17 protein-coding genes and 2 pseudogenes are annotated in these 18,885 nt (G+C 62.0%); 12 read left to right on the plus strand and 7 right to left on the minus strand.

The genetic code is table 11. The annotated features are described in order from the left end of the window. Window positions 1-90: 90 nt before the first annotated feature. The 12 genes and pseudogenes from ACTAQJ_RS21475 (at window position 91) to ACTAQJ_RS21530 (ending at window position 11,394) form a co-directional block, all read left to right on the plus strand. The gene (locus ACTAQJ_RS21475) at window positions 91-438 is read left to right on the plus strand and encodes a molybdopterin oxidoreductase (protein WP_431116373.1); all 348 of its coding nucleotides are present in this window, start codon (window positions 91-93) and stop codon (window positions 436-438) included. Then, window positions 438-2,905: pseudogene (gene nirB, locus ACTAQJ_RS21480) on the plus strand (nitrite reductase large subunit NirB). The gene ACTAQJ_RS21475 and the pseudogene nirB overlap by 1 nt, the downstream one beginning before the upstream one ends. Next, entirely contained in the window at window positions 2,902-3,210 is a 309-nt protein-coding gene (locus ACTAQJ_RS21485) for a Rieske (2Fe-2S) protein (RefSeq protein WP_498699236.1), read from the plus strand. The pseudogene nirB and the gene ACTAQJ_RS21485 overlap by 4 nt, the downstream one beginning before the upstream one ends. A 278-nt stretch (window positions 3,211-3,488) precedes the next feature. Next, window positions 3,489-4,952 (plus strand): amino acid permease, encoded by a 1,464-nt coding sequence (locus tag ACTAQJ_RS21490; protein ID WP_442019066.1) that lies wholly within the window; start codon window positions 3,489-3,491, stop codon window positions 4,950-4,952. 162 nt (window positions 4,953-5,114) lie between these two features. Next, window positions 5,115-5,573 carry an SRPBCC family protein gene (locus ACTAQJ_RS21495; protein WP_498699239.1) on the plus strand — a complete coding sequence of 153 codons (459 nt, stop codon included), beginning with the start codon at window positions 5,115-5,117 and terminating at the stop codon, window positions 5,571-5,573. Beyond that, window positions 5,573-6,229: a pentapeptide repeat-containing protein gene (locus tag ACTAQJ_RS21500; protein WP_477516812.1), complete on the plus strand. Its 657-nt coding sequence runs from the start codon at window positions 5,573-5,575 to the stop codon at window positions 6,227-6,229. The genes ACTAQJ_RS21495 and ACTAQJ_RS21500 overlap by 1 nt, the downstream gene beginning before the upstream one ends. 132 nt (window positions 6,230-6,361) lie before the next feature. After that, window positions 6,362-7,588: a thiolase family protein gene (locus tag ACTAQJ_RS21505; protein WP_498699241.1), complete on the plus strand. Its 1,227-nt coding sequence runs from the start codon at window positions 6,362-6,364 to the stop codon at window positions 7,586-7,588. After that, entirely contained in the window at window positions 7,589-8,392 is an 804-nt protein-coding gene (locus ACTAQJ_RS21510; protein ID WP_498699243.1) for an enoyl-CoA hydratase/isomerase family protein, read from the plus strand. It abuts the gene before it with no gap. After that, window positions 8,389-9,251 (plus strand): annotated as a pseudogene (locus ACTAQJ_RS21515) (3-hydroxyacyl-CoA dehydrogenase family protein). The gene ACTAQJ_RS21510 and the pseudogene ACTAQJ_RS21515 overlap by 4 nt, the downstream one beginning before the upstream one ends. A 27-nt stretch (window positions 9,252-9,278) precedes the next feature. Next, window positions 9,279-9,875, plus strand: coding sequence for a GNAT family N-acetyltransferase (locus tag ACTAQJ_RS21520; RefSeq protein WP_498699244.1), 597 nt, complete (start codon window positions 9,279-9,281; stop codon window positions 9,873-9,875). A gap of 12 nt (window positions 9,876-9,887) precedes the next feature. Further along, window positions 9,888-10,343, plus strand: a complete 456-nt coding sequence (locus tag ACTAQJ_RS21525; RefSeq protein WP_498699246.1) for a DUF3592 domain-containing protein — start codon at window positions 9,888-9,890, stop codon at window positions 10,341-10,343. A 148-nt stretch (window positions 10,344-10,491) separates the two neighbouring features. Then, the gene (locus ACTAQJ_RS21530; protein ID WP_498699248.1) at window positions 10,492-11,394 is read left to right on the plus strand and encodes an SGNH/GDSL hydrolase family protein; all 903 of its coding nucleotides are present in this window, start codon (window positions 10,492-10,494) and stop codon (window positions 11,392-11,394) included. A gap of 88 nt (window positions 11,395-11,482) precedes the next feature. Here the strand turns inward: ACTAQJ_RS21530 and ACTAQJ_RS21535 are convergent, their stop codons facing one another. The 7 genes from ACTAQJ_RS21535 to ACTAQJ_RS21565 all read right to left on the minus strand — a co-directional run bounded on the left by ACTAQJ_RS21535 (window position 11,483) and on the right by ACTAQJ_RS21565 (window position 18,874). Continuing rightward, window positions 11,483-12,655: a Gfo/Idh/MocA family protein gene (locus ACTAQJ_RS21535; RefSeq protein WP_498702239.1), complete on the minus strand. Its 1,173-nt coding sequence runs from the start codon at window positions 12,653-12,655 to the stop codon at window positions 11,483-11,485. 20 nt (window positions 12,656-12,675) lie between these two features. Next, a complete protein-coding gene (locus tag ACTAQJ_RS21540) occupies window positions 12,676-13,809 on the minus strand; it encodes a Gfo/Idh/MocA family protein (protein ID WP_498699251.1) in 1,134 nt (377 codons plus the stop codon). Further along, window positions 13,806-14,582: a ThuA domain-containing protein gene (locus tag ACTAQJ_RS21545; RefSeq protein ID WP_498699254.1), complete on the minus strand. Its 777-nt coding sequence runs from the start codon at window positions 14,580-14,582 to the stop codon at window positions 13,806-13,808. Before ACTAQJ_RS21545 ends, ACTAQJ_RS21540 begins: the two co-directional genes overlap by 4 nt. 27 nt (window positions 14,583-14,609) lie before the next feature. Continuing rightward, complete coding sequence (locus ACTAQJ_RS21550) at window positions 14,610-15,473, minus strand: carbohydrate ABC transporter permease (RefSeq protein ID WP_498699255.1); 864 nt, start codon at window positions 15,471-15,473, stop codon at window positions 14,610-14,612. Window positions 15,474-15,480: 7 nt separating this feature from the next. Continuing rightward, window positions 15,481-16,506, minus strand: coding sequence for a carbohydrate ABC transporter permease (locus ACTAQJ_RS21555; protein WP_498699257.1), 1,026 nt, complete (start codon window positions 16,504-16,506; stop codon window positions 15,481-15,483). Window positions 16,507-16,516: 10 nt separating this feature from the next. Continuing rightward, window positions 16,517-17,755, minus strand: a complete 1,239-nt coding sequence (locus tag ACTAQJ_RS21560) for a sugar ABC transporter substrate-binding protein (protein WP_498699259.1) — start codon at window positions 17,753-17,755, stop codon at window positions 16,517-16,519. Between the two features lie 96 nt (window positions 17,756-17,851). Further along, on the minus strand, window positions 17,852-18,874 hold the full coding sequence (locus tag ACTAQJ_RS21565) for a LacI family DNA-binding transcriptional regulator (RefSeq protein WP_498699260.1): 1,023 nt from the start codon (window positions 18,872-18,874) through the stop codon (window positions 17,852-17,854). Between the last annotated feature and the right edge of the window lie 11 nt (window positions 18,875-18,885).

An 18,885-nucleotide genomic window follows, 5' to 3' on the forward strand; every position in this document is an offset into this window, starting at 1 on the left:
CGCTGTGTCCTGCATATGGAAACACGGCATCAAGCGTCCTGAAACAACGGTGGAGCACCATGGAAGGAAGCCGGCCGAAAGGATCTTTCCGTGATTTCCAAGAACCTCTTCCTCCAAGGCATTTTCCCGTTTGACGGCATCGGTATGGAAAAGCCGGTTCCCCTCCATAGCGAGCTCGCGCACTTTGTCCCGGACGGCGTCGTGAACCAGACGCTCTACTTCCGCGGCGGCAACTCCAGCTCCGAACTCATCGCAGTTGTCCTCATGCGCGACGGCGTCCCGATGCGGTATTTCCCCATCGGGGCCAAAGGCGACGTGCACGTCCCGTTGAGGGTCGTGGAAGATATCGAGGGCGGCTCGATGATCGAGTTGTTCATCGCCGCCCCAGCTGGCGTCCGCGGTTCCGTGGTGGTGGACCTGGGCATGGTGGAGCACTGATGGCCAGGCGGCTGGTGGTCATCGGCAACGGCATGGCCGGTGCCCGCACTGTTGAGGAGATCCTGGCCCGCGCCGGCGGAGACGCTTTCGACATCACCATCTTCGGCGATGAGCCGTACGGAAACTACAACCGCATCATGCTCAGCCACGTGCTGTCCGGCGAAGAAAGCGATGCGGACATCTTCCTCAATGCCCTGCCGTGGTACCGGGAAAACAACATCACCCTGCACGCCGGGGTTCGGGTGGAGCGCATAGACAAGTACAGCAAACACGTCTTCGCGGCAGATGGCAGGGTGGTTCCTTACGACGCCCTGATCATCGCCACCGGAAGCCACTCATTCCTTCCGCCGATGGATGGCCTGTACACCCCCAGCGGATCCGTGCGTCACGGGGTCTTCACGTTCCGGACCATGGATGACACCCGCAAAATGGTCCAGTTCGCCCAGCACGAGCATCACCGGCGGGCTGTGGTGATTGGCGGTGGATTGCTCGGGTTGGAGGCGGCCCGCGGGTTGCAGGCCTACGGCCTTGACGTGGCGGTGGTCCACTCAGGCGGCCACCTCATGAATGCGCAATTAGGGCCCGACGGCGGCGCAATACTGCGGCGAAGCGTCCAGGCGCTGGGCATCGAGGTCCATACAGGAAGCCGGACCACCGCCGTGCTGGGCAAGGACCGGATCACTGGAGTGCGACTTCGCGATGACACTGAGCTGGGCTGCGACATGGTGGTTGTGACGGCAGGCATCCGGCCCAACGTAGATGTCGCCGTGGTGAGTGGACTGGCTGTGGAACGGGCCATCGTGGTGGACGACCACCTGCGGGTCATGGACGAAGAGGACATTTACGCCGTGGGGGAGTGCGTTCAGCACCGGGGCGAGGTTTATGGGCTGGTGGCTCCCTTGTGGGAGCAGGCCGCCGTTCTGGCAGACCAGATCACCGGCGTGGATCGTTCATCGGTCTATCTTGGATCCCGGACCGCCACCAAACTGAAGGTGGCCGGCGTCGACGTCGCTTCCATGGGCCTGCCGGGCCCGGAACGGGACACGGATGAGCACATTGTTTTCTCGGAACCGAGCCGGGGCGTGTTCAAGTCGATCGTGATCCGGGACAACAAGATGGTGGGCGCTACCCTCCTTGGTGACAGCCGCAAGGTTGCCTACTTGACCCAGGCTTTTGACCAGGGACTGCCCTTGCCGGAGGAGCGGCTCTCGCTGATGTTCGATCTCGGCTCGCCTGCTGACGAGGAGGGCATTGCGGAGCTGGCAGATGACGCGCAAGTCTGCAACTGCAACGGAGTCTCCAAAGGGGCACTTGTTTCGGCCGTACGTGGTGGGTGCCGCTCGGTGCCAGCCGCCATGGACGCCACCCGGGCCGGCAAGGGGTGTGGTTCGTGCAAGTTGCTGGTCACGCAGGTGGTGGAGTGGGCGGCTGACGGGGCCGTAGAAGAAGACCCCGCAGCCAGCTATTACGTCCCTGGCATTCCCTTGGACAAGGCTGCGTTGATGTCCCGGATCCGGGAGCTTGGGCTGCGCTCGGTTTCACAGGTTTTCGCGGCTTTGGCTCCTGACAGCGCGGAGGACGCCAAGTCCAAGATGGGCCTGGCCTCGCTCATGAAGATGATGCTGGCACAGAAGTACATTGACGAGCGCGACGCCCGCTTTATCAACGATCGCGTGCACGCGAACATCCAACGCGATGGCACGTTCTCCGTGGTGCCCCAAATGAAGGGAGGTGTGACATCGGTGCAGCAGCTCCGGAGGATCGCCGACGTCGCGGAGAAGCACAACATTCCCATGATCAAGCTGACCGGTGGCCAGAGGATCGATCTCCTGGGCGTTGCCAAGGAAGACCTCCCCACAGTCTGGGCTGATCTGGACATGCCGTCCGGCTACGCCTATGGCAAGAGTTTCCGCACTGTGAAGACCTGCGTGGGGAAGGACTACTGCCGCTTTGGAACGGGTGATTCCACTGGTTTGGGCATTTCCCTTGAGTCCCGCTTCCAGGGAATTGAGTCGCCGGCGAAACTGAAACTCGCGGTCTCCGGTTGTCCCAGAAACTGTGCAGAATCCTTGGTGAAGGACGTTGGGGTCGTGGCGGTGGAGGGCGGCCGCTGGGAGATCTACATTGGGGAGCGGCCGGCGCCCACATCCGTAAAGGCGATCTACTGGTCACGGTGGATACGCCCGAGGAAGTCACACTGCTGGCTGGCCGATTCATGCAGTACTACCGGGAAAACGCGAACTGGCTGGAACGGACATACGCGTTTGTTCCCCGGGTAGGGATTGAGCATCTTCGCAGCGTCATCCTGGATGACTCCGAGGGCATCGCTGCCCGGCTGGATGAGGCGATGCAGGAATCCGTGGACAACTACGTGGATCCGTGGAGTGAGCGCGATGATCCACTCACCCCTGGCCAATTCCGGACCTCGCTGCCCTTGACGGTGCTCCCGCAGGTGCCGGTCCGATGAAGATTCCACACATCGTAGGGCCGGTGGACCAAATTCCGTTCGGCGAGGGCAGGGCGTTCGGAATCGACGGCGAGCAGGTTGCGGTCTTCCGGCTACGGGATGGGACCTTGCGGGCTGTCTCTGCGGTGTGCCCTCACAAAGGAGGCCCCCTCGCGGACGGAACCATTGATCAGCGCGTGGTGATGTGTCCACTCCACCAGCACTCGTTTGAGCTGGAAACCGGGTGTTCCACCACGGGAGCGAAGCCCCTGCGGACGTACGAAGTTTTCGCAGATGAGGCCATGAACATCGTCGTCGTTCCTTAAAGCAACGCGGGGTCACTTATGGCCCCTTTGGGCGGCCAACATGGGCCCTAAGTGACCCCGCGTTGGTGTGTTCGGGACGGGTGCTGTTGCCTGCGTCACGGGCATTCCGGTTAATCCCGTAAGATAGACGGGTTGCGCGAACCTTCGGCGTTCTGCGTTCTTTGTCACACTTCGGGGTCCTTCAGCAAGGAAAGCTCGAATTTTGTGTGGCAAAGGTGCCCATGTTCCGGCATGGGCGTAAACACCTACAGCAATACCCCAACCCACAAGGAACAGCTGTGCCGCAAAGTACCCCCACAGATCTCCAGAACCCGACGGCCACACCCACCGCCGTCGATTCAACCCTCAGCGCTGAGGGATACCAGAAGACCCTGAGCCGGCGCCACGTCACCATGATTGCCATGGGTGGCGCGATCGGCGTCGGCCTGTTCATGGGCGCCGGTGGCCGCTTGGCCTCCACCGGCCCGGCCCTGATTTTCTCCTATGCAATCGCCGGCGTCATCGCTTACCTGCTGATGCGCGCGCTCGGTGAACTCATCATGTACCGCCAGACGTCGGGCTCGTTCGTGAGCTACGCCGGTGAAATGTTCGGCAAGAAGGGCGCCTTCCTTTCAGGTTGGATGTACTTCATCAACTGGGCCATGACAGGCATTGCCGAGCTCATCGCAATCGGCCTGTACTTCCAGTTCTTCTTCCCCAACGTTCCCGTTGAACTGTCCGCCATTGCGGCGCTGGTGCTGCTGGTGGCCGTGAACCTGTTCAGCGTCAAGGCGTTCGGCGAGTTCGAATTCTGGGCCTCCTGCCTCAAGGTCGCCGCCATCCTGATTTTCCTGGCCGTTGGCACCTTCATGGTTGTCACCAACGCCCAGGTGGGCACCGGCCACGCCTCGGTGGGCAACCTGTTCCACGAAGACGGTGGCATGTTCCCCAAGGGCGGCCTGGTCATGATCCTGGTCCTCAACGCGGTGATCTTCGCCTACAACGCGATCGAACTCGTAGGTATTACCGCTGGTGAGATGCAGAACCCGGAACGCGAAGTTCCCAAGGCGATCCGCGCCGTCGTGATCCGCATTATTGTCTTCTACGTCGGTTCCGTGATGCTCTTGGCGATGCTGTTGCCGTCCGACCAGTACAAAGCGGGTACCTCGCCGTTCGTGACTGTGTTCGGCCAGATGGGTCTCGGCTGGATGGGCGACGTCATGAACATGATCGTCATCACCGCCGCGCTGTCCTCCTGCAACTCGGGCCTGTACTCGATCGGCCGGATCTTCCGGACTATGGCCAACAACGGCCACGCCCCGCAGTGGCTCACCAAAATGTCCTCCCGCCACGTGCCGTACGCGGCCATCCTGGCGATCGGCGGCGTCTACCTGGTGGGCATCCTGCTCAACATCTGGCTGGGTGGCTCCCACGCCTTCGATCTCGCGCTGAACACGGCCTCCATCGGTGTGATCTTCACCTGGGGTTCCATCTTCGCGAGCCAGATTGCCCTGCGGAAGAAACGCGGCAACGTCTCCACCCTGCCGATGCCCGGTTCGCCGTGGACCAGCTGGTTGGGCCTGATTGCGTTGCTGGCCATCACCGTCCTGATCGGCTTCGACACCATGACCGATAAGGCAACCGGCGAGGTCTTCCTCCTGGGTCTCTGGACCCTGGCGACCATCCCGTTCTTCGCCCTGGTCCTGTGGCTTGGCTGGCAGAAGGTCAAGAACAACGAGCCGAAGAGCGAGCTGTTCAGCTAACGCTTCACTCGTAACGCTCGACGGCGGGTGCCTCCTTTGCGGGGCGCCCGCCGTTCGTGTTGTGGGGCCCGTTGGTCGTGTTTTTGGCGCATGTGGGCCGCAGAGCAGGCCCCACAGCGCCCGTCAGTTGGGAGTGTCAGTGCCCCGGACTAGGCTCGATGTATGGATCACACCACAACCCTGACGCAGCACATCAACGCCAGCCCGGAGAAAGTTTGGGCGGTCCTCTCGGACATTCCGGGCTCGGCCGGCACCCTTTCGGGCATCAATGCAATCCAGATGCTCAGTGAGGGTCCTTATGGGGAAGGTGCCCGCTGGAAGGAAACACGGACCATGATGGGCAGGCAGGAAACCGTGGAGATGTGGGTGGACGAGGTGGACCCGCCCCGCAGTACCACGGTCAAAGCACTTCAGGGCGGCGCCGACTACACCACCCGCTTCAACCTGGCAGGGCGCGACGGCGGAACTGACCTTACGCTGACATTCGGCGCCGAGGTCCTCAAACCCACGCTCGTGAGCAAGGTCGCCATGGCCTTGTTCGGGAAGATAGGCATGAGCATCACGCGAAAGGCCCTCAGCAAGGACCTTGCCGAGATCGCTGCAAAGGCGGAATCCCTCTGATGGCGGCGGCAAAGGTGGCGGCCCCCAAGATCTCACCGGTTCGGTTGGAAGAACTGCGCGACGACGACGCCCCGGACTTCCAGCGTGGCGAACGGTATGACGGCATCAGGTTTACCCGCGTGTCCGCGGATGGGGAGGAGCTGAGCGGTGCTGACTTCATTGAGTGTGAGTTCACGGGCGTCTCCTTCAACGAGGCCCAGTTGCGTGGTGCCACGTTCCGCGAGTGCATCCTTGCGGAGCCTTATGCGCCAGTCTTCACTGCGGCCCGGACTTCCTGGCAGGACGTGGAGATCAGCAATCCGCGGTGGGGATCAGCCGAGCTGTACGAGGGCACGTGGCGGTCGGTCCGGATCGACGGCGGCAAGCTGGACTACGTGAACCTGCGCGGTTCCAAGCTGATGGATGTCCAGATTTCCGACTGCATCATCAACGAGCTCGATCTAGGCGGCTGCACCGGCACCCGGGTGTCGTTGAAGAACTGCACTATTGGAACCCTGGACGTCACCGGCGCCAAGCTCAAGGACGTGGACCTGCGGAGTTCGGAGTTCCGGGGTATCAACGGATTGGCCGGGCTTGCCGGAGTCGTTATTGACGATTACCAGCTGAGTCTCATGGCCCCGTTGTTGGCCGGTCATTTGGGCATCCGGGTGGTCTAAGGCACTGCCCTGGCCGCCTGGGGAGATGGCTTCATCTGTTGACCCGAATGGCAGACCGTGTAATCTTTATAGAACGAACGGTCGGTATATTATTCCCGAACCGGTCCCTTTCACTTCGCGAAGGATGTTCTCATGGTCGAGGCTTTTCTTGTTGGCGGCGCACGGACGCCGGTTGGTCGTTACGGCGGGGCATTGTCCTCCGTCCGTCCTGACGACCTCGCCGCGCTGGTGGTCCGTGAGGCCGTGGCGCGTGCCGGCGTCGATCCTGACTCCATTGATGAGGTAATCCTCGGCAATGCCAACGGCGCTGGTGAGGAGAACCGCAACGTAGCCCGCATGGCGACCATCCTCGCGGGACTTCCCCTCCACATCCCGGGCATCACGGTTAACAGGCTTTGTGCCTCGGGCCTGAGCGCCATCATCATGGCGAGCCAGATGATCAAGTCGGGCGCCGCGGACATCGTGGTGGCCGGTGGCGTCGAATCCATGAGCCGGGCACCTTGGGTCCAGGAGAAGCCCACCAGTGCCTTCGCCAAGCCGGGCCAGATCTTCGATACGTCCATCGGTTGGCGCTTCGTCAACCCGCTCTTCACCAAGGGAGAGCTCTCCCGTGACGGCAAGATGACCTACTCCATGCCTGAAACGGCCGAGGAAGTGGGCCGCGTGGACAACATCTCCCGCGCGGATGCGGACGCTTTCGCTGTCCGCTCGCACGAGCTCGCGTTGGCAGCCATTGCAGGCGGCCGGTTCAAGGACGAGATCGTTCCGGTCACAGTGAAGACCCGCAAGTCCGAGACCGTGGTGGACACTGATGAAGGTCCTCGCGAAGGCACCACCATGGATGTCCTGGCAGGGCTTCGGCCAGTAGTCCCCGGTGGCTCCGTCGTCACCGCGGGCAACTCCTCCAGCCTCAATGACGGCGCCTCTGCGATCATCGTCGCCTCCGAGGCAGCCATCAAGAAGTTCGGCCTGACGCCTCGCGCGCGCATCATCGATGGCGCTTCGGCGGGCTGTGAGCCGGAAATCATGGGCATCGGTCCTGTCCCGGCAACTCAGAAGGTTCTTGCCCGCACTGGCCTTACCGTGGACCAGCTCGGTGCAGTGGAACTCAACGAAGCTTTTGCCACCCAATCCCTTGCCAGCATGCGGCGCCTGGGGCTGGACCCGGGAATCGTCAATAACGACGGCGGTGCCATCAGTTTGGGGCACCCGCTGGGTTCCAGCGGCTCACGTCTGGCCATTACCCTTCTGGGCCGCATGGAGCGGGAGCTTGCCAGCAACAATGGACGGAAGCTTGGCCTTGCCACGATGTGCATCGGCGTGGGCCAGGGCACGGCAATGCTGCTGGAAGGCGTGTAAATGGCACTGAACCAGGAAGACTTCAGCACCCTCCTCCTCGAGGAACGTGACGACAGGCTCACTGTTCTTCTCAACCGTCCCGAAGTACGCAATGCGATCGACCAAACCATGGTGGACGAGCTTCACCTCGTCTGTGCCGAACTGGAGCGCAACCCCAAGGTCCTGATCATCGCGGGCACGGACGGCGTCTTCGCCTCGGGCGCGGACATTGGACAGCTCCGGGAACGCCGGCGGGATGACGCACTGCGGGGGATCAACTCAACCATCTTCATGCGCATCGCCAAGCTGCCCATGCCCGTCATCGCAGCTTTGGACGGCTATTGCCTGGGTGGCGGTGCGGAGCTTGCCTATGCGGCAGACTTCCGGATCGGGACCCCCAGTGTCCGGATTGGCAACCCCGAAACAGGACTGGGAATCCTTGCTGCAGCTGGCGCCAGTTGGCGGCTCAAGGAACTTGTGGGTGAACCGAAAGCCAAGGAAATCCTCCTCGCCGGCGCCGTGTTGCGGGCCGAGGAAGCGCTGCGAATCAGTCTGATCACCGAGATTCACGAGGCCCCTGAGCTCATGGAAGCCGCGCACAATCTTGCTGACAGTATCGGCCGCCAGGACCCCCTTGCGGTCCGCATTACCAAGTCCGTTTTCCACGCTCCTGCGGAGGCACACCCGTTGATCGACACTCTTGCCCAGGGGATTCTCTTCGAATCCCAGGCCAAATTCGACAGGATGCAGGCTTTCCTGGACAAGAAATCGGCAAAGGCCGCCACCTCTTCCACTTCTGCCAACGACGACAGGACCCAAAAATGACAAGCGTTCCCGCGATTCCCCACGTTGTTGGAGTCCTTGGCGGTGGCCGGATGGGTGCGGGAATCGCACATGCGTTCCTGACCAAGGGGGCCACCGTGATCGTGGTGGAGAGGGATCATGAGGCAGCCGCCGGAGCGCAGGGCCGGGTATCAGATGCTGTGGCCAAGTCCGCTGCCCGTGGCACCTTGGGCGAAACCCCTGAAGAAGCCATGGCCAGATTCAGCACGTCGACGGATTACGAATCCTTCATCCACTGTGGCCTGGTAGTAGAAGCTGTGCCCGAGGATTACGATCTCAAGGTTGCCGCGTTGAAAGCGGTGGAGGACCACCTTTCCGCAGATGCATTCCTTGCCTCGAACACGTCGTCGTTGTCCGTGACGGGCTTGGCGAATGAACTCCGCAGGCCAGCCAACTTCATTGGGCTGCACTTCTTAACCCGGTGCCCGCCTCCACTCTCATCGAGGTGGTGCTGGCCAAAGAGACCTCGCCCGAACTTGCCCAAGCGGCGAAGAACTGGACCGAGGCACTCGGCAAGACCGCCGTCGTCGTTAATGACGCGCCGGGCTTTGCGTCCTCAAGGCTGGGCGTGGCTATTGCCTTGGAAGCCATGCGCATGGTTGAGGAGGGTGTGGCATCAGCGGAGGACATCGACGCCGCGATGGTCCTTGGGTACAAGCACCCCACCGGGCCGCTCAAGACCACGGACATCGTGGGTCTTGATGTTCGTCTGGGCATCGCGGAGTACCTGCACTCCACGCTGGGTGACCGCTTCGCTCCGCCGCAGATCCTGAGGGACAAAGTTGCCCGCGGGGAGCTTGGCCGCAAAACGGGCAAGGGCTTCTTCGACTGGAACGACTGATCGCCCCGTACCGGTTAGGCTAACCGGGTGACCTCGATTGAACCCACCACCCTGACCGGCAAATTCGTGACCCTGGAACCGTTGAGCCAGGAACACCACGACGACCTTGTGGAGGCGGCCAAGGACGGCGAACTCTGGAAGCTCTGGTACACGTCCGTACCCACGCCGGACGGTATGGCTGCCGAGATCGAGCGGAGGCTGGGCCTGCAAACACAAGGTTCCATGCTGCCCTTCGCAACCAGGCTCAACAGCACGGGCAAGGTCATCGGAATGACGACGTACATGAACATCGACGCCGCCACACCGCGCGTCGAGATCGGCTCTACCTGGAACGCAGCGTCCGCGCACGGCACAGGCACCAACCCCGACTCCAAGCTGCTGCTTCTTCAGCATGCCTTTGAAACCCTTGGCTGCCCTGCCGTCGAGTTCCGGACGCACTGGCTCAACCACCAGTCCCGCGACGCGATCGCCCGCCTCGGCGCGAAGCAGGACGGTGTGTTGCGGAACCACTCCCGCAGCAAGGACGGCACCCTCCGCGACACCGTGGTGTTTTCCATCCTCGAGCACGAATGGCCGGCGGTGCGGACCGGCCTGGAGTTCAGGCTGGCCAAGTACGGCGCATAGCTGTCCGGCACGATGACGCTCTTACCGGCAAACCAGGAAATACCCCGCAAGCCACGGTTCAGTCTTCGCGGGGCGATTATTGCGATCGCGCTTGGAATTCTCTGGCTGCTCCTCTTTCATAACGCACCGCCGCGCGAGGGCACAGTGGCAGGGCACGGAATCGTGGTTGACCAAAAGATCAGTACAAAAGGCCTCTGCGAGCCTATAGCCGACGTCGTGATCGATGGTGCCACCTACCGCACTCCTCCGGGCACCAGCGCCGAGCCCTGCGCGTACGGGATCGGCGACTCCATCGATGTCACCTACCACCCTGATGACATCCCCGAAACGCTGGAAATTCCTTTGGAAGGGTCATCCAAGAAGGCTGTCGCGCTGTTGCCGTTGGTCGGCGTGACACTGCTCATTGCCGGCACAATCCCGCTGGTGGCTAACATCAATTACCGCCGGAAAGTGAAAGCGCAAAAATAGGGTTGCCACGGGTCTGTACCGCGTTGCCTGCCGGGCGTAATCTGGCCAACACATTGCCCCGTACGCGGCCGACGGGTGGGCGAGCCGCGAAGTGATCCTTTTTCGCGGACCACCGGAGCCCCAAAGAGCAGCATGAAGGGGAAGCATCATGGCAACTCATCGAGCGCGACGCCGGCACTTGGCTTTTGCAGGCGGACTCGCCGCACTGGCACTCACTCTAGGATTCACGGCCAGTCCGGCAACCGCCGCACCCCCGCCGCCTGTCACGTATGTGGCGCTCGGCGATTCGTACACTGCGGGGACTGGTGCGGGGGGCTTGTACCGTCCACCGGTAGCTTGTTGGCAGAGTCATCCAGGTTACGTCGACGATGTCGCCGCGACAGGGCGGGTCACCCTACTGGACAACTTGGCGTGTCACGGAGCCGTGTTGTTCCCGGCCGGACCCTTCTATGACGGAGTGACGCCGTCGGTGTTTGAACAGATCACCAGCACTGCAGGGCAATCTGCACTCCACAATGCCGAGTTGGTGAGCATTACGGCTGGTGCGGTCGATGCTGGCAGTTTGCTCGCGTTGCAGGCTTGCTCTACGCCGGATACACAGCTTTGTGAGGGCACCGTTAACGGAATCATCGCCAATCTTCCCGTGGTCGAATCCGGACTTGAGATCATCTATCAAACCATCCGAGCCTCGGCTCCGGGGGCGACCATCGCTGTCTTGGGCTATCCGCGGCTTTTTGATCCCGCCAATGGCCTCCCAGTGATTCCACCGGCGAACCAAGCCCAAGTCAATCTGGCCATTGATGCCCTCAACACGACCATTGCCAAGGCGGTCGCTGACAGCCAAACCAACGCCAAATTCATCGATGTCACTAAGAAGTTCGTCGGGCACGCCGCGAATTCTGCAGATCCGTGGCTTGTGATGGTCCTGGCGCCCGTGCCCCCGTTTGATCGGCTGCCCGACGCTAACTTCCATCCGAACGCCGCGGGGCATCTGGCGTACGCCGCAGCCCTGCTATCCGCCACCAAACCCGCGCAGCTCGCCAAGCGTTAGACCACTAGGACGTTACGAACCCGCTGTTTCGTTGTTGCCCAACAACGAAACAGCGGGTTCGCAACGTTCAAGCAGGCCGGACGCAAGCTCACACCTTCTGCCAGCGGCTCTCTGCCTCGGCGCTGGCCTCCACTGCCGTCAGCACCTTCTGTACCTGCAATGCATCAGAGAACGACGGCGAGGGCTGCTCCCCAGCGCCGATGGCGTTCACGAGGTCCACCACCTGATGCGTGAATCCGTGCTCGTAGCCCAGGCCATGTCCGGTGGGCCACCAGTTCCCGACGTAGGGGTGCGATGGTTCCGTCACGATGATCCGCCGGAAACCTGCGTCCTCGTCGGAGGCATCGTAGAAGGACAGCGAGTTCATGTCCTCGAAGTCGAAAGCCAACGAGCCGAGCGTGCCATTGAGTTCCAGCCGCATGGCGTTCTTCCGTCCCAGGGCAAACCGTGTCGCCTCGAACACGCCGATCGGGCCGGCGTCGGATGTCTTTCCGCTGTTGGATGTCTTTCCGCCGAAACGGGCCGTGAAGATCGCCGCGTCGTCCACAGTTACTGGACCGCGCGGACCATCTGCACCACCATGCCCACCGAGCCCAACGAAATCACCGCCGATGGGCCGCTCCTTCACGAACGTCTCCATGAGGGCCGAAACCCCCGTGATGTTGGACCCGGTGACCCACTGGGCGGCGTCGATACTGTGGGCACCGATATCACCCAGCGAACCAGAGCCGGACTTGGACTTGTCCAGACGCCACGTTAGCGGAGCGTCCGCGTCGGACAACCAGTCCTGGAGGTACTGGGCCCTGACGTGCCGCAGCTCGCCCAACCGGCCGTCGTCCACCATCCGCTTAGCAAGGGCCAGGGCGGGTGTTCGCCGATACGTGAAACCGCACATCGAGTAAACGCCCCGCTCAGCAGCCGAGGATGCCACAGCGGTCATCTTCTCGACCTCAGCCACATTATTGGCCAAGGGCTTCTCGCACAGCACGTGTTTGCCGGCTTCCAAGGCTGCAATCGCTATCTCGGCGTGCGTGTTGCCCGGGGAACAGATATCGATCAGGTCAATGTCGTCGCGCTCGATCAGGCGACGCCAATCCGTCTCCACGGAATCCCAGCCGAGCTTGTCCGCAGCCGCCTGAGCAGCGGCAGCATTTCTGCCAGCCAGCGCTGTCAGCTCCGGCGCAAGTGGGAGATCGAAGAAGCGTGGCGCCGTTCGCCAGGCATGCGAGTGGACGGCACCCATGAAGGAGTAGCCCACCATGCCTACCCGCAGCTTCCGGGTCACAGCCGAACGCCTTCCCCCGCAAGCGCACTGCGAACCGAGGTCCAGGACTTCAAGACCTCCAAAACGGCGGGATCCCGCTCGGCAAGGAGTGCCTGTTGGTATGAGTCCTCAAGCAGCGCGTCCACGGAAACCCGGGTGCCGTTGGCCGCACTGAGAATGGCCGCCTCCACCATGGCCAGGCTCATGATGTTTTGGTGCACCTGGCCCATCGGGGTGCTTCCCGTGCGGACTGCAGATACAAAGTCCCGCAGGGAGCCAGCGATTTCCTGGCCAGGATCCTCAGAACTGGCTGCATCGCCGGAAACAGGAACAGAGGACACAGGTTCATTGTCCCCGTCCCACAAGACCGTGCCGTGCTCGCCGCTGATCCGCCACGAGGCGTTCCATGAGGTTTCCTGGCCCGGGCTGCACCAGCTTCCGTTGAACACGAAGCGCTCGCCGCCGGTCATGTCGAACACGGCCGTAGCCCCGGCATCACCGCGGTACCAACTCCACGAGGGGTTGTACTCTTCGCAGAAAACTGAGACGGGATCGGCGTCGAGCAGGAACCGGGCCATGTCGAATTGATGGATCGCCATGTCCAGCAGCAGGGGATGGTCCATGGCATCGCGGAATCCGCCAAAGTGCGGCGCTTTGAAGAACTCAGCAGAGACAATGCCAACAGCACCAAGGGACCCGGACAGCCGCTTGGCTTCAAAGAGCTGCCGGTTGTAGCGCCGGGACTGACTGACCATGAACAGCTGGCCGTGAAGCTCAGCGGCCGCTGCCAAAGAAAGCCCTTGCGCCACCGTGGAGGCCACGGGCTTCTCGCCAAGGACCGGGAGGCCCGCAGCAAGTGCCTCGGTAGTGACCGGATGATGCGCGGCAGGAACGGTGACGTTAATGACCGATTGGGCTCCGACGTCGGACGCCAGCGCCGCTGTGCCGGCACCTACCGGAAGGTCCGGACGGCCCAGCGAAGCTGCAGCCTCCGCGGCCGTGGCAAGGTCCAGATCCACGATGCCTGCAAGCTCCACCAATGGTGACGACTCAACGGTGCGAAGCCAGGCCCGGCCCATGCCCCCGGCACCTACCACTACGACGCGAAGGGGAGTGCCGTCGTCGGGGATAGTGGCGAAAGGCGTGCTCACGCGTTTGCTCCTTGGTAGCTCTTGCCGTTGAAGAAGTCGTTGGTTTCGTAGCGGAGCAGTTCTGGGACGGCGCGCTCGGGACGGTCGGTGACGGCCCATTCCACGGCGTTGGCGATGACGCGGCGGATGTCCTTGTGGTGATAGACGGGGTAGTCCTGGTCGCCCGGGCTGAAGAAGAAGATCTTGCCGTGTCCGCGCCGGAACGTGCAGCCCGAACGGAAGACTTCGCCGCCGCTGAACGAGCTGATGAACACGAGTTCCTCTGGCGTGGGGATATCGAAGAATTCGCCGTACATCTCCTGCTCAGGGATCACGATGGGGTGCGGCACTCCCTTGGCGATGGGGTGGGTCGGGTCCACGGTCCATACCAGTTCGCGGTCGTGTTCGGAGCGCCAGCGCAGGGTGCAGGTGGTGCCCATGAGCTTGGTGAAGATCTTGGACCAATGCCCGGAGTGCAGCACAATCAGGCCCATGCCAGCGAGTACGTGGCGGTGGACGCGCTCCACGATTTCGTCCTCAACGTCGCCGTGGGACATGTGTCCCCACCAGGTGAGGACGTCGGTGTTCTCGAGGACTTCCTCAGTGAGGCCATGCTCGGGTTCGTCCAGGGTCGCGGTCCGGACCTCGACGGCGGAACCCAGGTTCTCCTCGATGCCCGCCTTGACGGCGCCGTGCATTCCTTCCGGGTACAGGCGTGCCACGAGTTCGTCCCGCTTCTCGTGCCGGTTTTCGCTCCAGACGGTGACGCGGATGGGCTTGCTTGTTTCAGGCATGATTCTTTCCTTCTGATGAGTGGGGGTCTACTTGACCGCGCCGCCGGTGGTGCCCGCGGCGATGTATTTTTGGGCCGCGACCAACAGGACGATGGCCGGGATGGAGGCGAGTACCGCCGTCGCCATCACTGAACTCCAGTCGTTCACGTAGGCGCCGATGTACTGGAAGATGCCCAGGGTGACGGGGCGGACCGCTTCTGTGGTGGTCAGGGTCAGGGCGAACAGGAAGTCGCTCCAGGCGAACAGGAACGTAAAGAGTCCTGCAGTGATCAGCGAGTTCCGGCTGAGGGGAATCACGATCGACCAGAACGCCCGGACGTGTCCCGCCCCGTCCACCCGCGCTGCCTCGATCACGGACGCTGGCATGCCGTTCATGAAAGCCCGGATGATGAGGATGGCGAACGGAATTCCGTGTGCCGAGTCCGCGAGGATCAGGCCCGGAATGGAGTTGAGCAGCCCGAGGTCGTTGTACGCCGTGTACAGTGCGTTGGCCACCACGATGCCCGGGATCATCTGGCTGATGAGGATGGCGAAGAGGACGACGCCTGCGCCGCGAACCTTGAAATAGGCCAGCGCGTAGGCCGCCGGAGCTGCAATTGCCAGGCTCAATGCCACGCTGCCCAAGGAGATGATCAGGCTCGTGCCGAGGTTTCCGGCTTGCTCACTGATGGCTGTGGCATAGCCGGTGAAGTCGGGTTTCAAGGGCAGCCACGAGGTTTCCAAGGTAGTGCCGTTTGGCTGCAGGGAGGCGTTGATCATCCAGTAAACCGGGAACAGCATGATGGCCAGGAAGAAGATAGCCAGCGCCGTGTAGCCCCAGTTCTTGCGGTTGCTCGCCGGTGCTTTTGCTCTGCCGAGCCGGAGTGTGGGTGCTTTCAGTACGGTCGTCATGGTTTCCTCACTCATCCACAGCGCGTCGGCTTGCCCGCAGGTACAGGACCGCGAACACCAGGGAAATGATCACCAACACGTTGCCCAGGGCCGCACCTTCACCGAATTTGAATTCGTGGAAAGAGAGATCGTAGGACTGGGTGGCGATGGTCTGGGTCGAGTTCGCCGGGCCACCATTGGTCAGGCCCAGGATGATGTCCAGCACCTTGAGGGTGTAGACGACGCCGAGCACCAGCACCACGCTCACCACCGGACGGAGCATCGGCCACGTGATATGCCGGAACGCCTTCCAACCCGTGGCGCCATCCAGGGACCCGGCCTCGTAAAGCTCGTCCGGGATCTCCTGCAGGCCGCCGTAGAGGATGGTCAGATTGAACGGGATGCCAATCCAGATGTTCACCCCCACCACAGCGATCAGCGCCAAGGAGGTGCTGGTCAACCAGGGAACACCTGTGTTGATGATGCCCAGATCGCCCAGGAAACGGTTGAGCGCTCCGCTGTCCTTGTCCAGGATCCAACGCCACACGGCACTCGAAACGATCAGCGGCAGAAGCCAAGGCAGCAGTAGCAGCGACCGCAGGATTCCGTTGAGCGGGAACTTGCGTTGGAAGAAGATCGCCAAAGCCAGCCCGATCACGAACTGACCCAGGATGGAACCCACCGTGAACAGTGCGGTGTTCAGCAGCGAGGTGGAAAACAACGACGACGACAATACAGTTACGTAGTTGGCCAGCCCTACCCATGGGGCTTCTCCGGTGAAGAACGTGGCCGTGGTGTAGTCCTGGAAACTCATGACGACGTTCTTGACCACGGGGTAGCCGAAGAACAGCGCCATGTAGACCACGGCAGGGACCAGGAAGAGCCACTGGAAGATGCGCTCGCGGCGTTGGCGGGTGCGCCGTCGTGGTGTCTGCGCTTCTGTAGGTGAGCCTGCCGGGCGGCCGTGCTTGCGGGCGGCCTTTCCGGCGGCCGTTGCGTTGGCTTTTCCGCTGGAAGGAGCCGCTGTTTGCGACAAATCTGTTGTCAATGACATGGCTCGCTGCTTACTGGCCTTGCGCTTGCTTGAGGGCAGCGGCCGGGGAGGCGTTACCGGTCAGGGCTGTCTGGATAGCGGTGTAGATCTTGGTTGCCTGTGCCGGCCATTCTGTACCGAGCTCGCCGGTGCGGGCACGGGCAGTCTTGATCAGCTCAGTGAACGTAGCGAGCTTGGGGTTTTCGGTGGCGAACTTTTCCGCCAACGTGGTCTTGGAAGGAATGGTGTTGCGGACCTTGGCCATGGCCATCTGGTTCTCGTCGCTGTTCAGGCAGGCAACCACTTCCGCGGCCTTGGCCTGTCGTGCCTTGTTGCCGGTCTGGGGGACCGTCCATACTTCGCCGCCCAGCGGGGCAACGGACGTTTGGCCGGCTTCGCGGACGGGGATCTTTACCACGCCGTACTGAAGAGTGGGTTGCTTATCCAGGGCCGGGATCTGCCAAGGGCCGTTGACCATCATGGCTGCTTTGCCGGCCATGAACTGGTCCTTTACATCGGCCTGGGTCCAGTTCAGGGCGGAGGAAGAGACGGAGCCGCTCTTGACCAGGTCGGTCCAGAGCTGCAGTGCCTGTTCGGTTTCCTTGGTATCGATCTTCTTCTCGTCGCCTCCGTTTGACCACATGACCGGGAGGAACTGCCAGGTGCCTTCATACGTGGGGTTGGCGTTGAACGCGAGCCCGTACTGGTCGCCGGCGGTGAGTTTGGCGGAGGCTGCCTTCAGCTCATCCCAGGTGGTGGGCGGGGTTACTCCAGCCTTGTCCAGGATGTCCTTGTTGTAGAACAGGGCAATCGTGTTCACGGTGGGAGCCAGGCCGTAGACCTTGTCCTTGTAGGTACCTGCGCTCAGGACACCCTCGGCGAAGTTGTCTGTGCTGATCTTGAAGTCTGACAAGGGAGCCAATGCGCCCGTGGCGGCAATCTGCTGCAGATCCGGATTGTCCAGCATGAGCACGTCCGGAAGCGTCTTGGACGAGGACTGCTGCAGCACCTTGGAGATCAGGGACTTGCCCGGTACGGTCTCCCGCTTGATGGTGACACCTGCCTGGGTGCCGCACTTGGTCAGGGCGTCGCCGATGAAGGACTTGTCCGGCTCGTTGTTGTAATAGTCCATCACCGAGATCTCAGTGATGGCCTCCGACGACGAAGCTGCGGGGGAGGTCCCGCAGGCTGAGAGGGCCAAGGGAAGGCCGACCAATGCAGCGACGGCGAGGGCAAGAGGACGACGGAGTGTCCTTTGTGCTGACTTCATTGTCTGTTCCTTTTTCTGGGAGGTGAGTTATCGATGCGTATCGACGATGCGTATCGATGAATTCGGAAACTGGAGTGCAGGGTGCTTTGAGAGGGTTTAGCTGCCGTGGGGTGGACGGAGCGTGCTGGCACGGTGCGTAATGACCGTGGGTACCAATTCCAGGGATTCGGTTGGTCCCTGGTTTTCGGTTTCGAGGAGATCGCAAATAATCTTCACCGCACGGCGGGATACTTCGGCCGGGCGGAGGTCAATGGTGGAAAGCGGGATGGGCTGAAGCTCAGCCAGGGTAGGGGAGGCGCTGCCGATGACGGAGACATCCGTACCAGGAGTCAGGCCGCGGCTGTTAAGTACTCGTCGAAGAACATCCTGAACGGTGCCGTCCGGAGCGATAAACGCAGGTACCCCAGTGGTCTCCGCCAAGGCTTTGTCCACGGATTCCGCGATTGCCTCGCGGTCCGTTCCCCCGGGCAGATGCAGCACTTTGACACCTAGGGTCTCCGCGGCCTTGTTGGTGCCGGACATGAAGCGTTCCACGTAGTTCACGTGGCGGTCAACCACCTCCGGTTGCCAGTCCAGGACGGAGATTACGGTGTGGCCAGCAGCTGCCAGGTCCTGGACGCACTGTTCGCCGGCCATTTCAAAGTCGGCATCAATGCAAACCAAACCCGAAGGATCATGCGGGATGCCGATCAGCACCACGGGAACGTGGAGGCTGCGGACCACCGGGAGGCGTTCGTCGTCGCCTTCCACCTGCATCAGGATCAGGCCGTCGCAGATCTGCTGGCCGACCACACGCTGCAGCCCCGGTGCGCCCTCATCCTCGGTGACCAGCAGGATGTCGTGGTCATAGAGGCGGGCGGTGTTGGCGATCACGGAGACGAACTCCATGATCGATGCCATGTGCAACTCGGGGATGAAAGGGATGACGAGGCCGATCACGCGGGTCCTGCGGCTGGCAAGCGCGCGGGCTCCGGCATTTGGCTGGTAGGTCAACTGCTGGATGGCGTCCTCCACCTTTTTCCGCGTTTTCTCGGAGATGGGTCGCTTGCCACTAAGAACGTAGGAAACCGTGCTCTGTGCAACGCCGGCGGCCTGGGCAACGTCCTTGCTGGTGGGCATGTCCTGGCCTC

It is taken from the genome of Arthrobacter sp. alpha11c, assembly GCF_054149985.1.

Excerpts from the sequence above, each read along its gene's own strand:
- ACTAQJ_RS21485 (WP_498699236.1), top strand. The coding sequence starts at position 2,902 with ATGAAGATTCCACACATCGTAGGGCCGGTGGACCAAATTCCGTTCGGC.
- ACTAQJ_RS21530 (WP_498699248.1), top strand. The coding sequence starts at position 10,492 with ATGGCAACTCATCGAGCGCGACGCCGGCACTTGGCTTTTGCAGGCGGA.
- ACTAQJ_RS21510 (WP_498699243.1), top strand. The coding sequence starts at position 7,589 with ATGGCACTGAACCAGGAAGACTTCAGCACCCTCCTCCTCGAGGAACGT.
- ACTAQJ_RS21505 (WP_498699241.1), top strand. The coding sequence starts at position 6,362 with ATGGTCGAGGCTTTTCTTGTTGGCGGCGCACGGACGCCGGTTGGTCGT.
- ACTAQJ_RS21560 (WP_498699259.1), bottom strand. The coding sequence starts at position 17,755 with ATGAAGTCAGCACAAAGGACACTCCGTCGTCCTCTTGCCCTCGCCGTC.
- ACTAQJ_RS21495 (WP_498699239.1), top strand. The coding sequence starts at position 5,115 with ATGGATCACACCACAACCCTGACGCAGCACATCAACGCCAGCCCGGAG.
- ACTAQJ_RS21500 (WP_477516812.1), top strand. The coding sequence starts at position 5,573 with ATGGCGGCGGCAAAGGTGGCGGCCCCCAAGATCTCACCGGTTCGGTTG.
- ACTAQJ_RS21535 (WP_498702239.1), bottom strand. The coding sequence starts at position 12,655 with ATGGTGGGCTACTCCTTCATGGGTGCCGTCCACTCGCATGCCTGGCGA.
- ACTAQJ_RS21545 (WP_498699254.1), bottom strand. The coding sequence starts at position 14,582 with ATGCCTGAAACAAGCAAGCCCATCCGCGTCACCGTCTGGAGCGAAAAC.
- ACTAQJ_RS21525 (WP_498699246.1), top strand. The coding sequence starts at position 9,888 with ATGACGCTCTTACCGGCAAACCAGGAAATACCCCGCAAGCCACGGTTC.
- ACTAQJ_RS21555 (WP_498699257.1), bottom strand. The coding sequence starts at position 16,506 with ATGTCATTGACAACAGATTTGTCGCAAACAGCGGCTCCTTCCAGCGGA.
- ACTAQJ_RS21550 (WP_498699255.1), bottom strand. The coding sequence starts at position 15,473 with ATGACGACCGTACTGAAAGCACCCACACTCCGGCTCGGCAGAGCAAAA.
- ACTAQJ_RS21565 (WP_498699260.1), bottom strand. The coding sequence starts at position 18,874 with ATGCCCACCAGCAAGGACGTTGCCCAGGCCGCCGGCGTTGCACAGAGC.